The sequence below is a fragment of the Myxococcus faecalis genome (genome assembly GCF_050039385.1).
Classification (GTDB): Bacteria; Myxococcota; Myxococcia; order Myxococcales; family Myxococcaceae; genus Myxococcus; species Myxococcus fulvus.
This window is the reverse complement of record NZ_CP144336.1, coordinates 439,781-459,238: the sequence shown is the minus strand read 5'-3', so window position 1 is coordinate 459,238 and position 19,458 is coordinate 439,781. Positions and strand designations below refer to the sequence as shown.

Sequence of the window (19,458 nt, the reverse complement as noted above, 5' to 3'; positions counted from 1 at the left end):
GGTGATCGAGCTAGAGACTCCCGAGGCCTTCGAGCGGCATCTTCGCGAGGGACACAGCCTCGCCAACGTCGTCATCCAGGGGTTGGACCTGAGGCGCTACACGCGCGAGCTGGGCACGCTGCCGCTGGCGGGCACCGTGTTCCTGGGCTGCGAGCTGGAGAAGGACGCGCTCCAGGCGGCGCTCGCCCACGGCGCGCTCGTCTTCCCGCCCATCTCCGGGGTGCCCTATCAGCCGTACCGGGGCACGCTCTACACGCCGGAGGAGCTGTACGCGGGCTTCGACCCGGCGCGCCCGGAGACGTATGAGGACACGCTCGACGCGCGCATCTATCGCCACTGGGAATCCCACGGCCGGGGCACGCCGCCGACGCTGCTGGAGACGCTCGCGCAGCGGCTGCATGACCACGCGGTGACGGACGCGATGGAGGGCCTGCTCTTCAAGGCGGGGCCGCCGCGCAAGGTGGTGGCCATCATGGGTGGGCACTCCATGAAGCGCGGCATGCCCGACTATCGCGAGGTGGCCACGCTGTCGCGCGAGCTGACGCGCGCGGGCTTCTTCCTGGTGAGCGGCGGCGGCCCCGGCGCGATGGAGGCCACGCACGTGGGCGCCTGGTTCGCCACGCGCACGGAGGCGGAGCTCGACGCGGGGCTCGAGATCCTCGCCAGGGCCCCCAGCTATACGGACCGCGAGTGGCTGGCGCGGGCCTTCGAGGTGCGCGGCGCGTTCCCCCTCGGGCCCAAGGACGTCTTCGCCTGCTCGAGCCTGGGCATCCCCACGTGGCACTACGGCCACGAGCCGCCCAACCCGTTCGCCACGCACATCGCCAAGTACTTCGCCAACAGCGTGCGCGAGGACGGCCTGCTCACCATCGCCAAGGGCGGCATCGTGTACGCGCCCGGCAGCGCCGGCACCATCCAGGAGGTGTTCCAGGACGCCTGCCAGAATCACTACAACAGCGTGGGCGTCATCAGCCCGATGATCTTCCTGGGCCGGGAGTTCTGGACGCGCACCCGCCCGGTGTACCCGCTGCTGGCGCAGCTCGCGCAGGGCCACGAGTACGCGCGGCACCTGCTCCTCACGGACTCACGCGAGGAGGTCGTCGAGGCGCTGCGGGCGTACGACCGCTCATCGCCGGCCGCCAGCTGAGCCGCTGGACTTCACCCGCGCCGTGAGGCACGGGAGGATGCGATGCGAAAGAAGGGTGGGCAGTACGCGGACAGACGCTGGATGGACAAGCCCCGGGCCTTCGGGAAGCACGGCCCGGTGCGTCCGAAGGCGCTCTTCTTCGACGTCGACGACACGTTGGTCGACCGAGGGGGCGCCTTCACGCGCTACTTCGAGAGCTTCATGGCCCGCTTCCCGGACGTCTTCCCCGCGCACCGTCGCGCCGAGGACCTGGCCACCTTGCGCGTGCTCGACGAGCGGGGTGGGCGCGACCGGCAGGCGTTCTTCCAGGACCTGCTCGAGCGCTTCCCGGTGGGGCTCTCCGAGAAGGCGGTGCGCGCGGAGTTCCACGTGGGGCTGGCGCGGCAGGTGACGTCGGACCCGGAGCTGGTGGCGTGGCTCGCCGCGCGGGCGGGCCGTCAGCCCGTGGTGGTGGTGTCCAACGGCGCGGCGGACACGCAGCGCATGAAGCTGCTCCACGCCGGGCTCTACCACTGCGTGCCGCAGGGCTTCTTCTCCAGCGAGGTGGGCGTGGAGAAGCCCGACCCGGCCATCTTCCAGGCGGCGCTGAAGCACGTGAACCGCGCGCCCTCGGAGGTGCTCCACGTGGGCGATGACCCGGTGCGCGACATCGTCGGCGCGGGGCGGCTGGGCATCACCACGTGCTGGGTGTCGCACGGGCGCGAGTGGCCCGCGTCGCTGCCTCCGCCCGACTTCACCGTGGAGCGCGTCTCCACGGCCGTGCGGGACCTCGAGCGGGTGCTCTCGACATGGACATGAACCAGGTGGTCGGCTCGCACGACCTGCTCCTCCTCACGCTGGACACCTTGCGCCACGACGTGGCCACCGAGCTGGCCGCCTCGGGGCGCATCCCGAACCTGGCCGCGCTCCTGCCCGGAGGACAGTGGGAGGAGCGGCACTCGCCCGCGAGCTTCACCTACGCCGCGCACCACGCCTTCTTCGCGGGCTTCCTTCCCACCCCCGCGCGCCCGGGTCGCCACCCGCGCCTGTTCGCCATGCGCTTCGAGGGCAGCGAGACGACGGGGCAGGGGACGTGCGTGCTGGATGCGCCGGACCTGGTGACGGGGCTCGCGGGGCGCGGCTACCACACGGTGTGCATCGGCGGCGTGGGCTTCTTCAACAAGCTGAACCCGCTGGGCAACGTGTTGCCGGGCCTGTTCGCGGAGAGCCACTGGGCGCCGGAGCTGGGGGTGCGCGAGCCCCGCTCGACCGAGCACCAGGTGGCCCTGGCGGTCCGTCGCCTGGACGCCCTCCCGAGGCAACAGCGAGTCTTCCTGTTCATCAACATCTCCGCGCTCCACCAGCCCAACCGTCATTACCTGCCGGGCGCCAGCGAGGACTCGCGGGAGACCCACGCGGCAGCCCTGGAATACGTGGACAGTCAGCTCCCTCCCCTGTTCGCCGCGCTGCGGCGGCGGGGGCCGGCTTTCTGCATTGTCTGCTCGGACCACGGCACGGCGTACGGCGAGGACGGTTATAACGGTCACCGCGTGGGTCACCCCGTCGTCTGGACGGTGCCCTACGCGGAGTTCACCCTGCCGTGAGAGCCCGCACCATGACGCGCCTGGAGCAGATGTTGGGAGAGTCGCCGTACGTGGCGTACCTGTATGGGTACCCGCACAAGACGGCCTACCGGCCCTTCACGCCGCCCCTCTCGTTGGAGTCGGTGTGGGCCGAGGAGCGGCGCGACGCGCTGTTCCTCTACTTCCACGTCCCGTTCTGCGAGATGCGCTGCGGGTTCTGCAACCTGTTCACCGCGGCGGGCCCCAAGCAGGACGTGGTGGACGGGTATCTGGGCGCGCTGGAGCGCGAGACGCAGCGGGTGAAGGGCGCGCTGGGCCGGGCGAGCTTCGCCAGGCTGGCGCTGGGCGGAGGCACGCCGACGCTGCTGGACGTGACGGGATTGAACAAGGTGTTCGACCTGGCGGAGAAGGTGCTGGGGGCGGACCCTCGGAACATCCCGGTGTCGGTGGAGGTGTCGCCGGAGACGGTGGATGCGGAGAAGCTGCGGACGCTGCGCTCGCGGGGCACGGACCGGGTGAGCATGGGCGTGCAGAGCTTCATCGAGGCGGAGGTGGCCGCGGTGAAGCGTCCGCAGAAGACGGCGCAGGTGGAGTCGGCGCTGGACCTCATCCGCTCGACGGGCTTCCCGACGCTGAACCTGGACCTCATCTATGGGATGGAGGGGCAGACGCCGGAGAGCTTCCTGTACTCGCTGCGGGAGACGCTGCGCTTCTCGCCCGAGGAGATCTACCTGTATCCCCTGTACGTGCGTCCGCTGACGTTCCTGGGGAAGAAGGCGCGCGCGTGGGATGACCTGCGGCTGTCGCTGTACCGCACGGGTCGGGACTTCCTCCTGTCGCAGGGGTACACGCAGGTGTCGATGCGCATGTTCCGCGCGAAGCACGCGCCGGACGCGGGGGGCCCCGTGTACCGCTGCCAGGAGGACGGGATGGTGGGGCTGGGCTGCGGGGCGCGCTCGTACACGGGGGCGGTGCATTACTCGTCCGAGTACGCGGTGGGCTCGCGCGAGGTGCGCAACATCATCGCGTCGTACAGCGCTCGGACGGCGGAGTCCTTTGGAGAGGTGGGGTACGGCTTCCGGTTGGACGAGGGGGAGCGGCGGCGCAGGTTCATGTTGTTGTCGCTGCTCGCGGAAGGAGTGGACCTGGCGGCGTACCGGGCGCGGTTCGGCGCGGAGGTGCTGGAGGATTTCCCGGAGCTGTTGGAGCTGGAGGCGCACGGCCTGGGGCGCAGGGACGCCACGGGGCTGCGGCTGACGGCGGCGGGGGTGGAGCGCTCGGACTTGATTGGTCCGTGGCTGCATTCGGACGGGGTGCGCGCGCTGTCGTCGGAGTACGCCTGGCGATGAAGCTCACGGTGCTCTATCGGGGGCCGTTGTCGAGCTGCAACTACGGCTGCGAGTACTGCCCGTTCGGGAAGTGGAAGCACACGGACGAGGAGCTGGCGAAGGACCGCGCGGACCTGGAGCGGTTCATCGCGTGGGTGGAGGCGCGCACGCAGCACACGGTGTCGGTGTTCTTCACGCCGTGGGGTGAGGCGCTCATCTGGCCCTGGTATCAGCAGGCGCTGGCGCGGCTGACGCATCTGCCGCACGTGGAGCGGGTGGCGGCGCAGACGAACCTGTCGTGTCGGCTGGACTGGGTGAAGGACTGCCGCGCGGAGAAGCTGGGCCTCTGGGCGACGTACCACCCGGAGTGGACGAAGCGGCCGCGCTTCCTGAAGCAGTGTGAGACGTTGGTGTCGCTGGGCGTCCGGCACAGTGTGGGCGTGGTGGGCTTCCTGCGCTTCGTGGAGGAGGCGGAGACGCTGCGCCGCGAGCTGCCGGCCGAGACGTACCTGTGGATCAACGCGGTGAAGGACGGGCAGGAGGAGCCGTACACGCCCGAGGACGTGGCGCGCTTCACGCGGTTGGACCCGCTGTTCCCGGTGAACAACGTGCGTCACCCGAGCCTGGGGAAGGCGTGCAGGGGAGGGGAGTCGGTCATCTCCGTGGACGGGGAGGGCACGGCGCGGCGGTGTCACTTCATCGACGAGGCGATTGGCAACATCTACGCGCCGGACTTCGACCAGGCGCTGCGACCCCGGCCGTGCTCGAAGGCGACCTGTGGCTGCCACATCGGCTACGTGCACATGGACTACCTGGAGCTGGATCGGGTCTTCGGCTCCGGAATCCTGGAGCGCGTGCCGGCCGAGCCGCTGTGGCGGCGTGAGCCTGTCGCGAGTCGCTGAAGCCTGGGCGTCGCGGCCGCAAAGCAAGACATGGCGTGTCTGTTTGTGCGCTGCACCTGCATGGCCCGGGGCTATTGGGGCGGTTGATGTGAGGGCAGCGGGGGTCAGGTGCGTCGACAGCCCTCGTGTCGCATTTGAATCCCGATTGTATCAGCAGGGCTGTGGCTGTTTCCGGGATTCCAGCTTTTGTGCAGACTCCAGGTGCCTACCGTCGTTCACCCTGGAGAGCACACCATGCTGCTACGTTGGATGTTGCTGTGTTTCGTGATGGGGGTTGTTGCTTGCGGAGGGGAGCTGGGGGAGCACGAGTCCCTGGAGGCGCAGGGCTCGCGGCTCACCGTCACCACCGAGGACCAGCTCGTGACGCGCATGCCCGCGAGCACGGGCACGCTGTATGGCTACGTCGAGTACCTGCCGCCCGGCTACCTGACGTCTCCGGAGACGCGCTACCCGGTCATCATCCACCTCAACGGCCGGGGTGAGTTCGGCACCGCGCAGAACGAGGCGGCCCTGTTCGAGAAGGGCACGGCCAACGGGGCGCTGAAGAAGATCCGCCACGAGCCCACGGCCAAGACGTACTTCGGTCAGAAGCAGGTGATGATCTTCACGCCGCAGGCGGCGACGAACTGGGTCCCCGCCGAGGTCAACGCCTTCGTCGACTTCATCGTGGCGAACTACCGCGTGGACCTGTCCCGCATCTACGTCACGGGCCTGAGCTACGGCGGCTATGGCGCCTGGCAGTACGCGTATACGTACGGCCACCGCCTGGCGGCGCTCGCGCCCATGGCGACCAACATCGGCGGCCCGGGCCCCACCATCACCCAGCTGAAGAACGTGCCGGTGTGGGCCGTGCACTCGTTCGCGGATGGCAACTCGCTGCTGGCCGAGCGCTCGTGGCTGATGGGCGTGACGAAGAACTTCAACCAGGGACAGATGGTGACGGTGCCGCAGCCGTCCGCGACGCTGACGTACCTGTTCGCCGGCGCCGCGAGCAACGTGTGGACGTCCCAGCCGGGCTACGTGTCGACGGGCAACCTCCAGGCCCGGCTCACCGTGATTCCCGGCAGCGCGCATGACTGCTGGACCCAGACCTACAACAACTACGCCTTCTGGGACTGGCTCCTCGCGCAGCAGCGCGCGTCGGTGCCCTGAGCTCCGGCTCCTGAGGACGGGCGCCCTCGTGGGGTGGCGCCCGTCCTCACCTCCGTGACGTGCGCGTGTCGCGCCCGAGAACGACCGTTCGTCGTGCTCGAAAACGCGTGCACGCCGCACAACCGGAAATCTCGCGTGCACACAACTCCTGTCAGGATTCCAGCGGGATTTCGTCCGCCGCGAATTGCTGACGTCGCTTCGGAGGATTCACTCCGGGCGCATGCGGATTTGGTGGCATGAGCGCGCGTATTCGGTAGAGGAGAGGCCGCGCCGGAAGGATTTCGGCCGCCCGTTTCAGTCCCCCACCCCCGAGGACTTCATGTGGTCTCGTTCACGTCGGCTCACGCCGGCGTTCGTTGGAATGCTGTCTGGCGCCGTGCTGCTCGTCGCCTGTGAGAAGCCCGCCGAGCAGCAGCAACAGCAGCAGCAGCAGGCTCCCCAGGCCGCCCCCGTCACCGTCGTCACCCTCAAGTCGGAGTCCGTGCTGCTCACGCGCGAGCTGCCCGGGCGCACCCAGGCGTTCCTCGTCGCGGAGGTCCGCCCCCAGGTCAACGGCCTGGTCCAGCGCCGGCTCTTCACCGAGGGCGGCCAGGTGAAGGAGGGCCAGGCCCTCTATGAGCTCGATGACGCCACCTACCGCGCCGACTACGCCAGCGCCAAGGCCGCGCTGGAGCGCGCCCAGGCGACGCTGACCTCGGTCGCCCTCTCCACCAAGCGCTCCGCCGAGCTGTTCAAGCTCGAGGCCGTCACCCCCGCCGACAACGAGAAGGCCGTCGCCGCGCTCGCCCAGGCGGAGGCGGACGTCAAGGCCGCGCAGGCCGCCGTCCAGCGCGCCGGCGTGACGCTCGGACACGCGCGCATCACCTCGCCCATCGCCGGTCGCATCGGCAAGTCGTCCGTCACCCAGGGCGCGCTCGTCACCGCCAACCAGCCGCAGGCGCTCGCCGTCGTGCAGCAGCTGGACCCGCTCTACGTCGACCTGACCCAGTCGAGCAGCGAGCTGCTCCGCCTGCGCAAGGAGCTCAGCGCCGGCACGCTCAAGCCCACCGACAGCACGCCCGTCACGCTCCTGTTGGAGGACGGCAGCCGCTATGCCCACCCCGGCTCGCTCACGTTCTCCGACGTGACGGTGGACCCGGGCACCGGCACCTTCGCGCTGCGCATCACCGTCCCCAATCCCGACCAGATGCTCCTGCCCGGCATGTACGTGCGCGCGCTCGTGGGCAACGGCCTGCGTCAGGAGGGCCTCCTGGTCCCGCAGCAGGGCATTGCGCGCGACGCGAAGGGCAACGCCTCCGCGCTCGTGGTGGGCAAGGACGGCAAGGTGGAGCCGCGCACCGTCGCGGTGAGCCGCACCGTGGGAGACCGCTGGCTCGTGGACAGCGGCCTGACCGAGGGCGACCGCGTCATCATCTCCGGTCTCCAGAAGATCCAGCCGGGCATGCCCGTCCAGGCGACGGAAGCCCCGCCGACAGAGACGAAGGGGGGCGAAGCCGCGCCCCTCGTCCCGCCGGCTCCCAACCAGTGACGGAACGCAGCCATGGCAAGATTCTTCATTGATCGACCCATCTTCGCGTGGGTCCTCGCCATCATCATCATGATGGCTGGCGCGCTCTCCATCACCCGGCTGCCCATCGCGCAGTACCCCATCATCGCTCCGCCGACCGTGACGGTCGGCGCCGTGTACCCGGGCGCCTCGGCGAAGGCCATCGAGGACTCCGTCACGCAGGTCATCGAGCAGACGATGAAGGGGCTCGACAACCTGCTCTACATGTCGTCGACCAGCGAGTCGAACGGCGCGGCGACCATCACCCTCACGTTCGCCAACGGCACCGACCCGGACATCGCGCAGGTGCAGGTGCAGAACAAGCTGCAGCTGGCCACGCCGCTGCTGCCGCAGGCCGTGCAGCAGCAGGGCATCGCCGTCACCAAGGCGGCCTCGGGCTTCCTGCAGGTCATCGGCTTCGTGTCCGAGGACGGCAGCATGGGCGGTGACGACATCCAGGACTTCGTCGCCACCAACATGGTGGACCCCATCTCCCGCGTCCCGGGCGTGGGCAGCACGCAGGTGTTCGGCACGAAGTACGCCATGCGCATCTGGCTGGACCCCAACAAGCTGGACACCTACGCGCTGACGCCCACGGACGTCATCGGCGCCATCCGCGGGCAGAACCAGCAGGTGGTGGTGGGCCAGCTGGGCGGCACGCCCGCGGTGAAGGGCCAGCAGCTCAACGCCACGGTGACGGCGCAGGACCGCCTCCAGACGCCGGAGCAGTTCCGGAACATCGTCCTGCGAGGCAACGCGGACGGCTCCGTGCTGCGGCTGGGCGACGTGGCCCGCGTGGAGCTGGGCTCCGAGGACTACAGCGTCATCAGCCGCTACAACGGCAAGCCCGCCACGGGCATCGCCGTGTCGCTGGCCACGGGCGCCAACGCCCTGGACACCGCGCAGGGCGTGGCGGCGGCCCTCAAGGAGATGGAGCCGACGCTGCCCAAGGGACTCAAGGCGGTGGTGCCGTTCGACACCACGCCGTTCGTCCGGGTCGCCATCCAGGGCGTGGTCTCCACGCTGCTGGAGGCCATCCTCCTGGTGTTCCTGGTGATGTACCTGTTCCTGCAGAACTTCCGCGCCACGCTCATCCCCACCATCGCGGTGCCGGTGGTGCTGTTGGGCACCATCGGCGTGCTCACGGCGCTGGGGTACTCGGCGAACATGCTCACCATGTTCGCGATGGTGCTCGCCATCGGCCTGCTCGTGGATGACGCCATCGTCGTGGTGGAGAACGTCGAGCGCGTGATGAGCGAGGAGGGGCTGTCCCCCAAGGAGGCCACGCGCAAGTCGATGTCGCAGATCACCAGCGCGCTGGTGGGCATCGGCGTGGTGCTCTCCGCGGTGTTCATCCCCATGGCGTTCCTGGCGGGCTCCACGGGCGTCATCTACCGGCAGTTCTCGGTGACCATCGTGACGTCCATGGCGCTGTCGGTGCTGGTGGCGCTGGTGCTCACGCCGGCCTTGTGCGCCACGCTGCTCAAGCCGATTCCCAAGGGCCACCACGCGGCGAGCAAGGGCTTCTTCGGCGCGTTCAACCGCGCGTTCGACTGGAGCAACGCCCGCTACCAGTCGGTGGTGAAGGGCATCCTGGGCCGGGCGTGGAGCTTCATGGTCGCCTTCGTGGCCATGGTCGCGCTGATGGTGGTGCTGTTCCTCAAGCTGCCCACCTCGTTCCTCCCGTCCGAGGACCAGGGCTTCCTGTTCGCCCTGGTGCAGACGCCGGTGGGCGCCACGCAGGAGCGCACGATGAAGGTCATCGAGCAGCTGGAGGACCACTTCCTGGAGAACGAGAAGGACACCGTCAAGGCGCTCTTCAGCGTGCAGGGCTTCAGCTTCGCCGGCAGCGGTCAGAACGCCGGCATCGCGTTCATCAACCTGCGGGACTGGAAGGAGCGCAAGTCGGCGGAGCTGGGCGTCAACGCGGTGGCGGGTCGCGCCGCGGGGGCCCTGGGGCAGATTGAGGACGCGCTCGCGTTCGCCTTCCCGCCGCCCGCGGTGGCGGAGCTGGGCAACTCGGCCGGCTTCACGTTCTTCCTCAAGGACAACATCGGACAGGGGCACGAGGCGCTGACGGCCGCGCGCAACCAGTTCATGGGCGCCGCGATGCAGAACCCGCTGATTGCCTACGTGCGGCCCAACGGCCAGGAGGACACGCCGCAGTTCCGCGTGGACGTGGACGTGGCGAAGGCGACCGCGCTGGGGCTCTCCACGGCGGACATCAACAACACGCTGACGGCGGCGTGGGGTGGTCAGTACATCGACGACTTCATCGACCGCGGCCGCGTGAAGCGGGTGTTCATCCAGGCGGACGCTCCGTTCCGCATGGTGCCGGAGGACTTCAGCCGGTGGTCCGTGCGCAACACGAAGGGGGAGATGGTGCCGTTCCCCGCGTTCGCGAGCGTGCGGTGGGGCTCGGGATCTCCCCGGCTCGAGCGCTTCAACGGCGTGTCCGCCATGGAGCTGACCGGTGAGGCGGCGCCCGGAGTGAGCTCCGGCGATGCCATGGCCGCGGTGGAGCAGATGGTGGCGCAGCTGCCGCCGGGCTTCAGCCTGGAGTGGACGGGCCAGTCGTATCAGGAGCGGCAGGCGGGCTCGCAGACGCCGCTCTTGTACACGCTGTCGCTGCTCCTGGTGTTCCTGTGTCTGGCGGCCATGTACGAGAGCTGGACCATCCCGACGGCCGTGCTGCTGGTGGCGCCGCTGGGCATCCTCGGCACGGTGCTGGGCAGCTTCATGCGAGGCATGGACCGCGACGTCTACTTCCAGGTGGCCATGCTGACCACGGTGGGGTTGTCGAGCAAGAACGCCATCCTCATCGTGGAGTTCGCGAAGGAGAACGTCGAGAAGGGCATGGAGCTGGTGGAGGCCACGCTGCTCGCGGTGCGTGCGCGTCTGCGGCCCATCCTGATGACGTCGCTGGCGTTCGGCTTCGGCGTGGTGCCGCTGGCCATCGCCTCGGGCGCGGGCGCCGGTGCCCAGCGGGCCATCGGCACGGGCGTGCTCGGCGGCATGCTGGTGGGCACGCTGCTGGGCATCTTCTTCGTGCCGCTGTTCTTCGTCGTGGTGCAGCGCCTGTTCACCCGACGCAAGACGGAGTCCTCGGCTCCCGTGGATGACTCACACGCGACGTCCTGAGCCTGGGACGACGTGAAGCCCGAAGAGGCCGCCGGCGCGTTGTCGGCGGCCTCTTTTCATTCCGACGCCCAGGTGATGCGCTCGAAGGTGGCCCTCAAGCGGGCTCCTCGCGCCGGGTGCAGATGCTCCACCCAGGCAATCCTCCCGAGCAGGTGCGCGCGGAAGTCGGGATGCTGCTCGGTGTTCTGGCTCTCGGGGCCGCGTGTGCGGCACAGGTGCAGCACGGCCTTCAGGCGCTCGTAGTCCTCGCGAGGGACGGTGGGGTGCGCGTTCACCACGACGCCCGCGAGCCGCTGCTGCTGGCCCTGGTGCATCACGCGCGTCTTGCCGTGGCGCACGGTGAAGCCCTCCTCGCGGATGATGCGCGTCACGCACGTGAGCAGCCTGCGCGCGCGTCGCGCCAGGGCTTCGTCACCGGAGAAGGCCAGGTCATCCGCGTAGCGCGTGTACCGGGCGCCCAGCGTCGCCGCGAGCGCGGACAGGCGGACATCGAGTCGATACGCCGCGAGGTTCGCGAGCGCTGGTGACGTGGGCGCTCCTTGCGGGAGGTGTCTCGCGGAGAGTCTGCGCGACAGTCGCCAGCAGGCGTCCAGCTCCTTCGCGCTCTCGGCCCGACGCGCCTGTTCGACGACAGGGCCCGGCGTGCGGTTGGTGCAGAGCCCGGCGAGGGCGTTGACGACGCCATCGGGGTAGCCGGCCGTCCGGAACACGCCCCACACCTGCGCGGGCCGCACCGCGTGGAAGAAGTCCTCCAGGTCCACGCGCACCACCACGGCCCGGCCCACGTGCGGCTCCGCGAAGTCCTTCACCCCAAGACCCCGGACGAATCCGCGAGCAGCCGCGTGGGGAGGGATGACGTCCAGGATGTCGTGGAGCACCTTGCGCTGAAGTCGCGCGAGGTCCAGCCCTGGCTGCTCCAGGAGCCGCTTGCCTCCCGTGCGCTTGGGAATCCAGACGTAGCGATAGCGTCGCCACTGGCCGGGACGCGACGTGCGCTCGAAGCCCGAGCCATCCACGAGCCAGCCGAGCTGCGCATCCGTCACCCCGAGCCACTCCGCGAGGGCTGCCTGCGTCGTCAGCTCGGGAACGGGCCAGGGCCGCCGGCCCATCTGAGGCTCCGCGTCCAGCCAATGGTGGATGCGGATGGGCTCGGCGCTGTTGCCGCAGGCGCGGATGAGCGCTGGGCGGGTGGCGAGCAGCTCGGTGAGCAGCTCGATGCGGGCGTGGGGCGGGCGAGGAAAGTACCTCAGGATGCCGCGGACGACGGGCACGAGCCAGCGCGGGCGGCCGCCCACGACATGGGCGCCTCGTTCCCTCAGTCCCGCTCGAGTCCAGGGACCCGCGAGGAACGCGGACGCGAGCGCCGCCGCCACGGGGTGGCGCGTGCTCACGTCCGGGCCTCCGGGTGCCATGCGGCGGCTCGGGCCCACCTGTCCCGTCCGGCGTGGCCAGACTCGCGGCTCGCCGCGATTCCGGCCTCGAGTGGGAGTGTGTTCCTCATGAAGAGTCCCCGGGGGTGCCCCGGAGATGCAGAGGGCCGTGTCACCACGGACCGTCTACGCGCTGGGTTTCCGAGCCGCCGCATGGCGAGGCGGACCCTACTACTTCAGCGCCTCCAACAGGGCGGCTTGCATCGCCTTGCGGTTCTCCGGGAAGCCCTGGCTGGGGAAGGGCCGCGCGCCGTGGATGAGCGGCTCGAACTTGCGGTACATCGGGTCCGAGCGCGCGGGCTCCTGCTGGTAGAAGGCGCGGTTGGCCTGGAGCAGGTAGCGGGGCAGGGTGCCCTCCGGCCCCTCGCCGCTGAAGGCGATGAGGCCGCGCACCTCGGTGCTGCCGAGGAACGTGGTGAGCGCCTTCGCGTCCTCCGCGCACGTGCCCGTGCAGCCCGCGTTGACCACCAGCGCGTCCACGAACACGGTGGGCGCCGAGCCGCCGCCCAGCGGCACCGAGACGACGTCCGGCAACGCCATCCCCGGCCGGGCCTTCAGGATGGGCACCAGGCGCTCGGTGTAGCCCATGAACCCGTTGGCCTGCTCCGTGGCGAACGCCTCCTCCGCCGCCGTGTTGTCCGCGTACGTCCCATCCAGGCACGGGTTGACGCCGGGCTCCATCGCGCAGCTGTCCACCACGGTCTCGAACGGGGTCAGCGTCGTCGCATCCAGCGGCAACGACAGCGCGCCGGGCAGGGCGTCCGCCGGGTGCGTGTCTCCCCACGCATCGATGTACGAGGAGGGCAGCGTCCAGCTCCCGTCGAAGTTCGCCGCCAGCGGCCGCTTGCCAGGAGAGACCTCTCGCAGGATGTCCACCAGCGTCGCGCCATTCGTGGCGGAGCGGATGTTCGTGCTGTGCGAGTACACCACGTAGGTGCACAGGTACGTGGGCATGCCGTAGCTGGTGCCGGAGATGCGCACCGCCTCCTCGGCCGCCGGATGCACCGTGCCCGCCGCCGGCGTCACCGGCTGAATCCAGCCCTTCGACACCAGTGAGCCCAGGATGAGCGTGTCCACCTCCACCACCTGCGCCGCCGAGGGGCCCGAGCCGAGCAGCTGGTTCAGCGTGCCGCCATCATCCAGGTCATACACATCCAGGTTGGCATCGAACACGATGTCCAGGTCGATGTCCGAGTGCTCCCGCTCGAAGTCCGCTTCGAGCCGCGCCGCGAGGCTCGCGAAGCCGTCCCCCACCGTGTCCGGGATGTACGGGAACAACACGGCCTTCATCGGCCGGGGCGGCGTGGGCGTCGGGTCCGGAGACTCCGAGCAGGCCGTCAGCGTGAAGAGCAACGCACCGAGTGACGCTTTCCAATTCATGGCGGAACCTTCCTCGAGAAAGGTTCGCACTCTAGGCCCGGTGAGGCGGATAAACCGCTATTTCGCGTCCGTGCCTGTCTTTGCGACGGAGGCGTCAGGCGGGCACGTGGAAGCCCGCGGCCCGCAGGGCCTCGCGAATCTCCCACTCGTACACGGTGAGGCCATCGCGCTTCAGGCCGGGCAGCAGGTCACCGAAGGCATTCGCCTCCAGCACGCGGTGCCCGGTGAAGTACTCCTCGAACATCAGGTCGATGCCGACGTGCAGGCAGTCATGGGCGCGCGCCACCTGGCGGCAGCTCTCCATCGCGGCGTCCCATTCGCTCCGGGGCACCGCCGCCTCCAGCTCCTCCAGCTCTCCGCGCCAGCCGCCCAGATGCAGGTTGGTGATGGGCAGCCGGCTCTGGCGCACCACGATGAACGCGGGCTCGCCGCGCACCGCCAGCACCCGACAGTCGAAGAGGTCGCCACCCAGCCGCGCCTTCGGAATCGAGCGCTCCACCTGCGAGCCCTCGCGCAAGAGGAAGCCGAGCACCTGCTCCAGCGGCTCCGGCTCGCGGATGCGGCGCACCTTGAGCGTGTTGAACCAGCCCCGCGGCGACAGCTCGACGGTGGTGACCAGCGACTCGTGGCCGCGAAGTCGCCGGAAGATGCCCAGGCACGACGCGGACGAGCCGCAGGACACCTTCACGAACACCTCGCGCCAGCCTTCCTCGTCCATGCGCTCGCGCAGCGACGCCACGTCCGTCACCCCGTCCAGGGGCTCCGGCACCGGCACACCCAGCCCGGCGTACCTGCGCGAGGTGATGCGCTTGTCGAACAAGTCCCCGATGCTCGCGGGCGACTGGAGCACCCGCCACGACGGGCGCTCGCGGAACACGGCCTCCAGTTCCGAGAGGACGCGGAGGAAGCCGAGGTGTCCCTGCCGGGGCGCGAGGATGCGCCCGGGGGCCTCGACGAGCGCGTCGACTTCGTCCGGGGCGAGCACCTGTCCGCGGTGCGCGAGCGCGTCCTCGTAGCCCCGCTTCAACAGGCCCTTCTCCACCTCCCAGCTCTCGCCCGCGGCGTCGATGCGGACGAGCGCCTCCGTGTCGGGGAGCTCGGCGAGGCGGGCAGGGGACTCCAGCAGCTCCCGCCAGGGCACCACCTTCGCGGGCGGCAGGCCCTGACGGTCCAGCGCGTCCTGGAACAGCGAGACGCGCCGGTTCTCCGCGTTGCCGATGACGATGAAGCCGGGCAACGCGGACATGGGAGGACTACTCGCCCACCGCGGCGTAGTGGTACTCGGGGTCGTACTCGCGCTGGTTGCCCGCGGCCACGGTGCCGGCGAGCTTCGCCACCAGCTTCTCACCCGCGTCGGTGAGCGTGTTCTCCGTCAGGTCCAGGTGCTTGAGGTGCTTGAAGGCCGCCGCGTTCTCCGCGAGCGTCTTCGCGCCCTCGTCCGTCAGACAGCCCATGGACAGGTCCAGCTTCTCGAGCTGGGGGAGCACCTTCGCGGTCGGCAGCACCTTGACCAGGTCATTGGTGAACTCCGCGTTGCGCAGGCCCAGCACCTTGAGGTTCGACAGGCCCTTGCCGTCCAGGATGGGCTGGATGTCCGCCACGCCGCCCTCGGCGCCGTAGCTGTCCTGGCCGAACCACACCTCCAGCTTCTCCAGCTTGGGCCACTTCGCGCTGGCGATGGACTTCACCGCGCCCAGCGGCAGGCCGCCCGTCTCGATGGTGAACTCGCGCAGCTCCGGCAGGTCGATGTCGCCCAGGTCCGCGCCCGCGCCGCGCAGCCGCAGCGAGCGCAGGTTCGGCACCAGCTTGTAGAGCGCCGAGACGTCGTTCACGTAGGACCAGGAGATCTCGGTCTCGTCCGGGTACTCGAAGTCGCCCAGGAACAGGTGCTCGAGCCCCTTGGGGGGCGCCTCCTGCAGGGCCTCCAGGACGGGCTCGTAGCTGTTCTCGCCATCCGAGGCGTCGACGATGCCCACCGCGAGCGAGCGCAGGAAGCGCCCCGACGGGTGCGTCAGCAGCGTCTTGACGCCCTCGCCCACGTCGAACTCGGAGTCGTACTCCTTGCGGCCCAGGCGCGCCGAGCGGATGAAGCCCAGGTGCCACTCGAGGGTGATCTCCTCGTCGCTCCAACCCTTCGCCATGGAGCCGAGCAGCAGCGCCTTGTGCTTCTTGATGTGCGCGGACACCTGCTTCTTGAGCGCGGTGGCCTCGGCGCCGGACGCCTTGGAGAGCGCGTGCTGCAGCGCGATGAGCTCGCCGCGTGGGTCGCCCTGGGCCTGGAGCCAGTCGCCATAGACGAGGTACGCGTCGACGTTGTCCGGGTCCTTCTGGATGGCGGCCTCGAGTTCCGGGTTCGACTTGCCCTCGACGGCCTCGCCCTCGTCGTCGTCGTCGCCGCCCTCGCCGTCGCCCACCAGCTCGTAGCCCTTCTTCTCCTTCTCACGGACGAGCTTGTCGTACTCCTTCTGGGCCTTCTCGTCGGAGTCGAACGACTGCGTCTTCTCCTGGCCGTCGGTGCCGATGCGGCCCCAACGCGTGGTGAAGGAGTCGCCCTCGAGCTTGATCTCCCAGAACTTGCTGGAGCTGCCTTCCTTGAACTCGTACCGCGGCATGGCCGTCCTCTCCTGCGCCGAGCGTGGCGCGTCCGACCGGAAGCTAGAGAAGCCCTCGCGCAAGCTCAAGCGTCGCGCCCATCCAGGCTTCCCAGGGCGTCTCGGGCACGCGCCCTGCCTGCCCGTCTTCCGGGATTCCCTGCGCGGGGACACCCGGCCGTGACGTCTGCACCCGAGGGCTCGGCCCGCTCAGGTCCACCCGGTGCACGCTCACGTGCGAGGGCAGCCCGCGCGTGTCGAGCGGCGACTGACGGACCGCGTCGAGCCACAGCACGTCCACGCGTGCCCGCTTCGCGTCGACACGCACCTGCTCCAACACCTGCTCATTGTCTCGCGGCGTGAGAATCTCCACCGTGCCGCGGGCGCGCCACTCACGCAGGAGCAGCTCGCACAAGCCGCGCTCGGCCTCGAGCGGGTGGGGGCCCTGTCCCTCCCAGGGGAAGGCGACCTGGAAGCGCAGGTCCTGGTCTCCGAGCCACACGGAGAGCCGACGCACCAGGCAGAGCACCAGCCCCAGGGCCAGCACGGCGCGCTGCCAGCTCACGCCGCTGTCCTTCACGCGCGCGTCCGCGAGGCTCACGGGCAGCAGGAACACGAGCACCCGACGGCGGCGCACCGCGAGGCTCTCGTCGCGCGTGTAGTAGAGCAGCTCGCCCTCGACGTAGCGCACGTCGAACAAGTCGAGCGTGGGCTCGTCCTCCATGTAGACGAGCTCGGAGGTGACCAGGTTCTCCAGGCTGCCCACGTTGGAGACCGACGAGAAGCCTCCTTGCGGGAACGCGGCCTCGTCCTCCAGCGCTGTGGGCGCGGGGCCCTGCGAGACGGCGCGCGCGCGCAGACGCGGCGGCAGCGTGCGCGACAGGGACTCGGCGGCCTCCACGGCCTGCTCCAACGCCAGGCGCTGCGCCTTGCCCTTCAGGTGCTCCAGGTTCTCCAGCGTGAAGACCTCGGCGTCGCCGAGCAGGGCGCTGGCGCGACGCGCCCCGGTGGCCAGCGCCTCGTAGCCCAGGGCGAGCGACTCGAGCGCGGAGTCCCGCTCGCGCAGGGCGCCGTATCCCGATTGCAACAGTTCACCCGGTGGCTTCTCGAGGATGCGCCGCGCCAGCGCGGGGCTGACGGGCGTGCCCGAGGTGAAGCCCATGCGCGTGAGCACGCGGCCGACGAGGAAGGCCAGGCCCTTGGGCCGCAGGGCCTGGGGCACGCGGGCCAGCGCGGCGGACACGGCCTCCAGGGTGGGCTCGGCGGCCAGGCGCGCGAGGACGTGGTCGTCGTAGGCCCGCACGGCGTCGCGCAGGCGGGGCAGGGTGTCCGGGATGGGGAGGGAGGGTGCGGGAGGTTGCCCCGAGACGAGCCGCCCCAGGTCGGCGATGAGCGCGGGCGGCGGGAGCGTGGGGGCCTCCTCGAGCATGGCCCTCAGCCCGGGGATGCTCGCGGCGAGCGCCTCCGCGTCGAGCCCCTCCTGCCGTGAGAGGCAGAGCCCCGCGCACAACCAGCGTTCCAGGTCCTGGGGGGCTCGCGGCTCGGGGACTCCCATGCGTCCACCATGTATCACTTCCCGCTGGGGGCGGATGCAGGGGCGTGTCGGTGCGCGGCGCCGAGGCGCCGTGGTTTCGGCAGGGGACCGGAGGAGCGGTCCCTGTCTCGACGCGGACAGGCCCCTGCGACTTCGGGGCAGTTGTCCAGCCCAGGGTCGGTTCCCACCCTCGCTTCCTTGCTCCCTCGCGGGAGAGGAGGCCACATGCGCGCGAAGTCTGGCTGGGCGGTGATGTTGCTGGGGGCCCTGGGCTGCGGAGGACCGGAGGCGAGGGCGGAGAGTCCCGTGAGCACGGCGGAAGCGCCGCTGCTGGCGCCGTCATGCCCGACCGGTGGCGCGCAGCGGGTGAAGGTCGTCATTCCCCCGGGGACGCCCGAGCCTCCGCCGTTCGCGGGGCTGTCGCCCTTCGGCTTCCTGGGCGTGCAGGGCACGACGTACTTCACCGTGAACTACCCCGACGGCGCCTCCGTGCTGTGGCGCACGCAGGGCACCGAGGGCAGCACCGTGCAGGTCCGCGCCTTCTCCGCGATGTGGCCCGAGCGCGCGTTGTCCACCCGGGCGCCGCTCGGCGACAAGCTGCTGTTCACCGTCTACACGCCGGAGTCGGGCCGCGAGCCGTGGGTGTCGGACGGGACGGAGGTTGGCACGCGGCTGCTGAAGGACGTGACACCCGGACCGGAGGGCACGGCGATGTCGCAGGTCTCCGTGTGGGGCAACAGCGCGTCGTTCTTCCGCACCCGGCAGGTGCTCACGCCGCCCCGGACGCAGGTGGAGCTGTGGCGCACGGATGGCACGGAGGCCGGCACGCGGATGGAGGTGAACCTGGGCGTGCTGAGCACGCTGTCGGAGAAATACGTGCGGACCACGAGCGCGCACTTCTTCTTCATGTCCAATGCGACGGACGGCACGTCGCTGTGGCGCACGGATGGCACCGCGGGCGGAACGGTCTTCGTCAAGAAGCTGGATGCCGGACAGGTCCCCGTGATGGACGTGGGCACCACGCAGGATGGCGCCGTGGGGCTGTTCACCCTGCTGGATGGCGGCAACACGGAGGTCTGGAAGACGGACGGGACGGCCGCGGGAACGGTGCGGCTGGAGACCTTCGGCAAGCGCATGCTGATGCTCGGCTCGCTGGGCGGCTCGGTGTACCTGGTGGACAGCGCCTACCTGCCCATCATGACGCTCTCCAGCGTGTCGCTGGCGGGGGGCGGGAAGGCGAACGTCACCCAGTTGGAGAACCCATGGGGGAATGACCCGGATGCGGGGACCTACGTCCAGGGCGTCGTGCGTTCGGGGGACACGCTCTACTTCTCCGTCGCCATCGGGACGTCGGGTCCCGCGCCGCGCAGGGTGTGGCTGTGGGTGACGCAGGGGACGGCCGCGACGACGCGGCGGGTTCCCGCGGCGCTGAGCACCTCCGACGAGTACTGGTCTCCGCTCATCGCCGCGGACAATGGCGGGGTGGTGTTCACCGCGGGCGGCGAGGGCTCCTTCGCGGTGCCGTGGGTGTCCTACGGCACCGACGAGACCTCGTCCGAAATCACCACGAGCCCGTCGCGCACGCATCTGGCGACCGCGTTCGCCCGGGTGGGCAACCGCATCTACTTCGGCGCGAGGGATGACACGGGCTACCACCAGCTCTGGGCCATGCCCTCGAACGTGAGCTGCACGCCGTAGCCGAAGGGACGGGAGCGGAGGGCAGGGCGCCTTCCGCTCCTTCCGGA

General features: G+C 70.0%; 14 protein-coding genes. 9 read left to right on the top strand and 5 right to left on the bottom strand.

Translation table 11 applies throughout. The features are described 5' to 3' along the window. Position 1: 1 nt before the first annotated feature. The 8 genes from VZQ01_RS01610 to VZQ01_RS01575 all read left to right on the top strand — a co-directional run bounded on the left by VZQ01_RS01610 (position 2) and on the right by VZQ01_RS01575 (position 10,778). Positions 2–1,147 carry an LOG family protein gene (locus VZQ01_RS01610; RefSeq protein WP_223750129.1) on the top strand — a complete coding sequence of 382 codons (1,146 nt, stop codon included), beginning with the start codon at positions 2–4 and terminating at the stop codon, positions 1,145–1,147. A 42-nt stretch (positions 1,148–1,189) separates the two neighbouring features. Continuing rightward, positions 1,190–1,945: an HAD family hydrolase gene (locus VZQ01_RS01605; protein WP_223784717.1), complete on the top strand. Its 756-nt coding sequence runs from the start codon at positions 1,190–1,192 to the stop codon at positions 1,943–1,945. After that, positions 1,936–2,730: an STM4013/SEN3800 family hydrolase gene (locus tag VZQ01_RS01600; RefSeq protein WP_223750127.1), complete on the top strand. Its 795-nt coding sequence runs from the start codon at positions 1,936–1,938 to the stop codon at positions 2,728–2,730. The genes VZQ01_RS01605 and VZQ01_RS01600 overlap by 10 nt, the downstream gene beginning before the upstream one ends. A gap of 11 nt (positions 2,731–2,741) precedes the next feature. Continuing rightward, the gene (locus VZQ01_RS01595; RefSeq protein ID WP_426748917.1) at positions 2,742–4,058 is read left to right on the top strand and encodes an STM4012 family radical SAM protein; all 1,317 of its coding nucleotides are present in this window, start codon (positions 2,742–2,744) and stop codon (positions 4,056–4,058) included. Continuing rightward, positions 4,055–4,939: an STM4011 family radical SAM protein gene (locus VZQ01_RS01590; RefSeq protein WP_426746735.1), complete on the top strand. Its 885-nt coding sequence runs from the start codon at positions 4,055–4,057 to the stop codon at positions 4,937–4,939. The genes VZQ01_RS01595 and VZQ01_RS01590 overlap by 4 nt, the downstream gene beginning before the upstream one ends. A 234-nt stretch (positions 4,940–5,173) precedes the next feature. Continuing rightward, a complete protein-coding gene (locus VZQ01_RS01585; protein WP_223750125.1) occupies positions 5,174–6,091 on the top strand; it encodes a carboxylesterase family protein in 918 nt (305 codons plus the stop codon). Between the two features lie 361 nt (positions 6,092–6,452). Beyond that, complete coding sequence (locus tag VZQ01_RS01580) at positions 6,453–7,619, top strand: efflux RND transporter periplasmic adaptor subunit (protein ID WP_305070691.1); 1,167 nt, start codon at positions 6,453–6,455, stop codon at positions 7,617–7,619. A gap of 12 nt (positions 7,620–7,631) precedes the next feature. Continuing rightward, positions 7,632–10,778: an efflux RND transporter permease subunit gene (locus VZQ01_RS01575; protein WP_426746733.1), complete on the top strand. Its 3,147-nt coding sequence runs from the start codon at positions 7,632–7,634 to the stop codon at positions 10,776–10,778. Between the two features lie 56 nt (positions 10,779–10,834). Here the strand turns inward: VZQ01_RS01575 and VZQ01_RS01570 are convergent, their stop codons facing one another. The 5 genes from VZQ01_RS01570 to VZQ01_RS01550 form a co-directional block, all read right to left on the bottom strand. Further along, positions 10,835–12,169 carry a reverse transcriptase family protein gene (locus VZQ01_RS01570; RefSeq protein ID WP_426746731.1) on the bottom strand — a complete coding sequence of 445 codons (1,335 nt, stop codon included), beginning with the start codon at positions 12,167–12,169 and terminating at the stop codon, positions 10,835–10,837. A 210-nt stretch (positions 12,170–12,379) separates the two neighbouring features. Further along, positions 12,380–13,588 (bottom strand): type 2 periplasmic-binding domain-containing protein, encoded by a 1,209-nt coding sequence (locus VZQ01_RS01565; RefSeq protein ID WP_426746730.1) that lies wholly within the window; start codon positions 13,586–13,588, stop codon positions 12,380–12,382. A 94-nt stretch (positions 13,589–13,682) separates the two neighbouring features. Continuing rightward, positions 13,683–14,834 (bottom strand): STM4014 family protein, encoded by a 1,152-nt coding sequence (locus VZQ01_RS01560; protein WP_426746729.1) that lies wholly within the window; start codon positions 14,832–14,834, stop codon positions 13,683–13,685. Positions 14,835–14,841: 7 nt separating this feature from the next. Next, positions 14,842–16,200 carry a WGR domain-containing protein gene (locus VZQ01_RS01555; RefSeq protein WP_223750120.1) on the bottom strand — a complete coding sequence of 453 codons (1,359 nt, stop codon included), beginning with the start codon at positions 16,198–16,200 and terminating at the stop codon, positions 14,842–14,844. A gap of 43 nt (positions 16,201–16,243) precedes the next feature. Continuing rightward, positions 16,244–17,734: a hypothetical protein gene (locus VZQ01_RS01550; protein WP_426746728.1), complete on the bottom strand. Its 1,491-nt coding sequence runs from the start codon at positions 17,732–17,734 to the stop codon at positions 16,244–16,246. 204 nt (positions 17,735–17,938) lie between these two features. Here VZQ01_RS01550 and VZQ01_RS01545 point away from each other — a divergent pair, with 204 nt between their 5' ends. Further along, positions 17,939–19,411 carry a hypothetical protein gene (locus tag VZQ01_RS01545; RefSeq protein WP_426746726.1) on the top strand — a complete coding sequence of 491 codons (1,473 nt, stop codon included), beginning with the start codon at positions 17,939–17,941 and terminating at the stop codon, positions 19,409–19,411. Positions 19,412–19,458 lie beyond the last annotated feature (47 nt).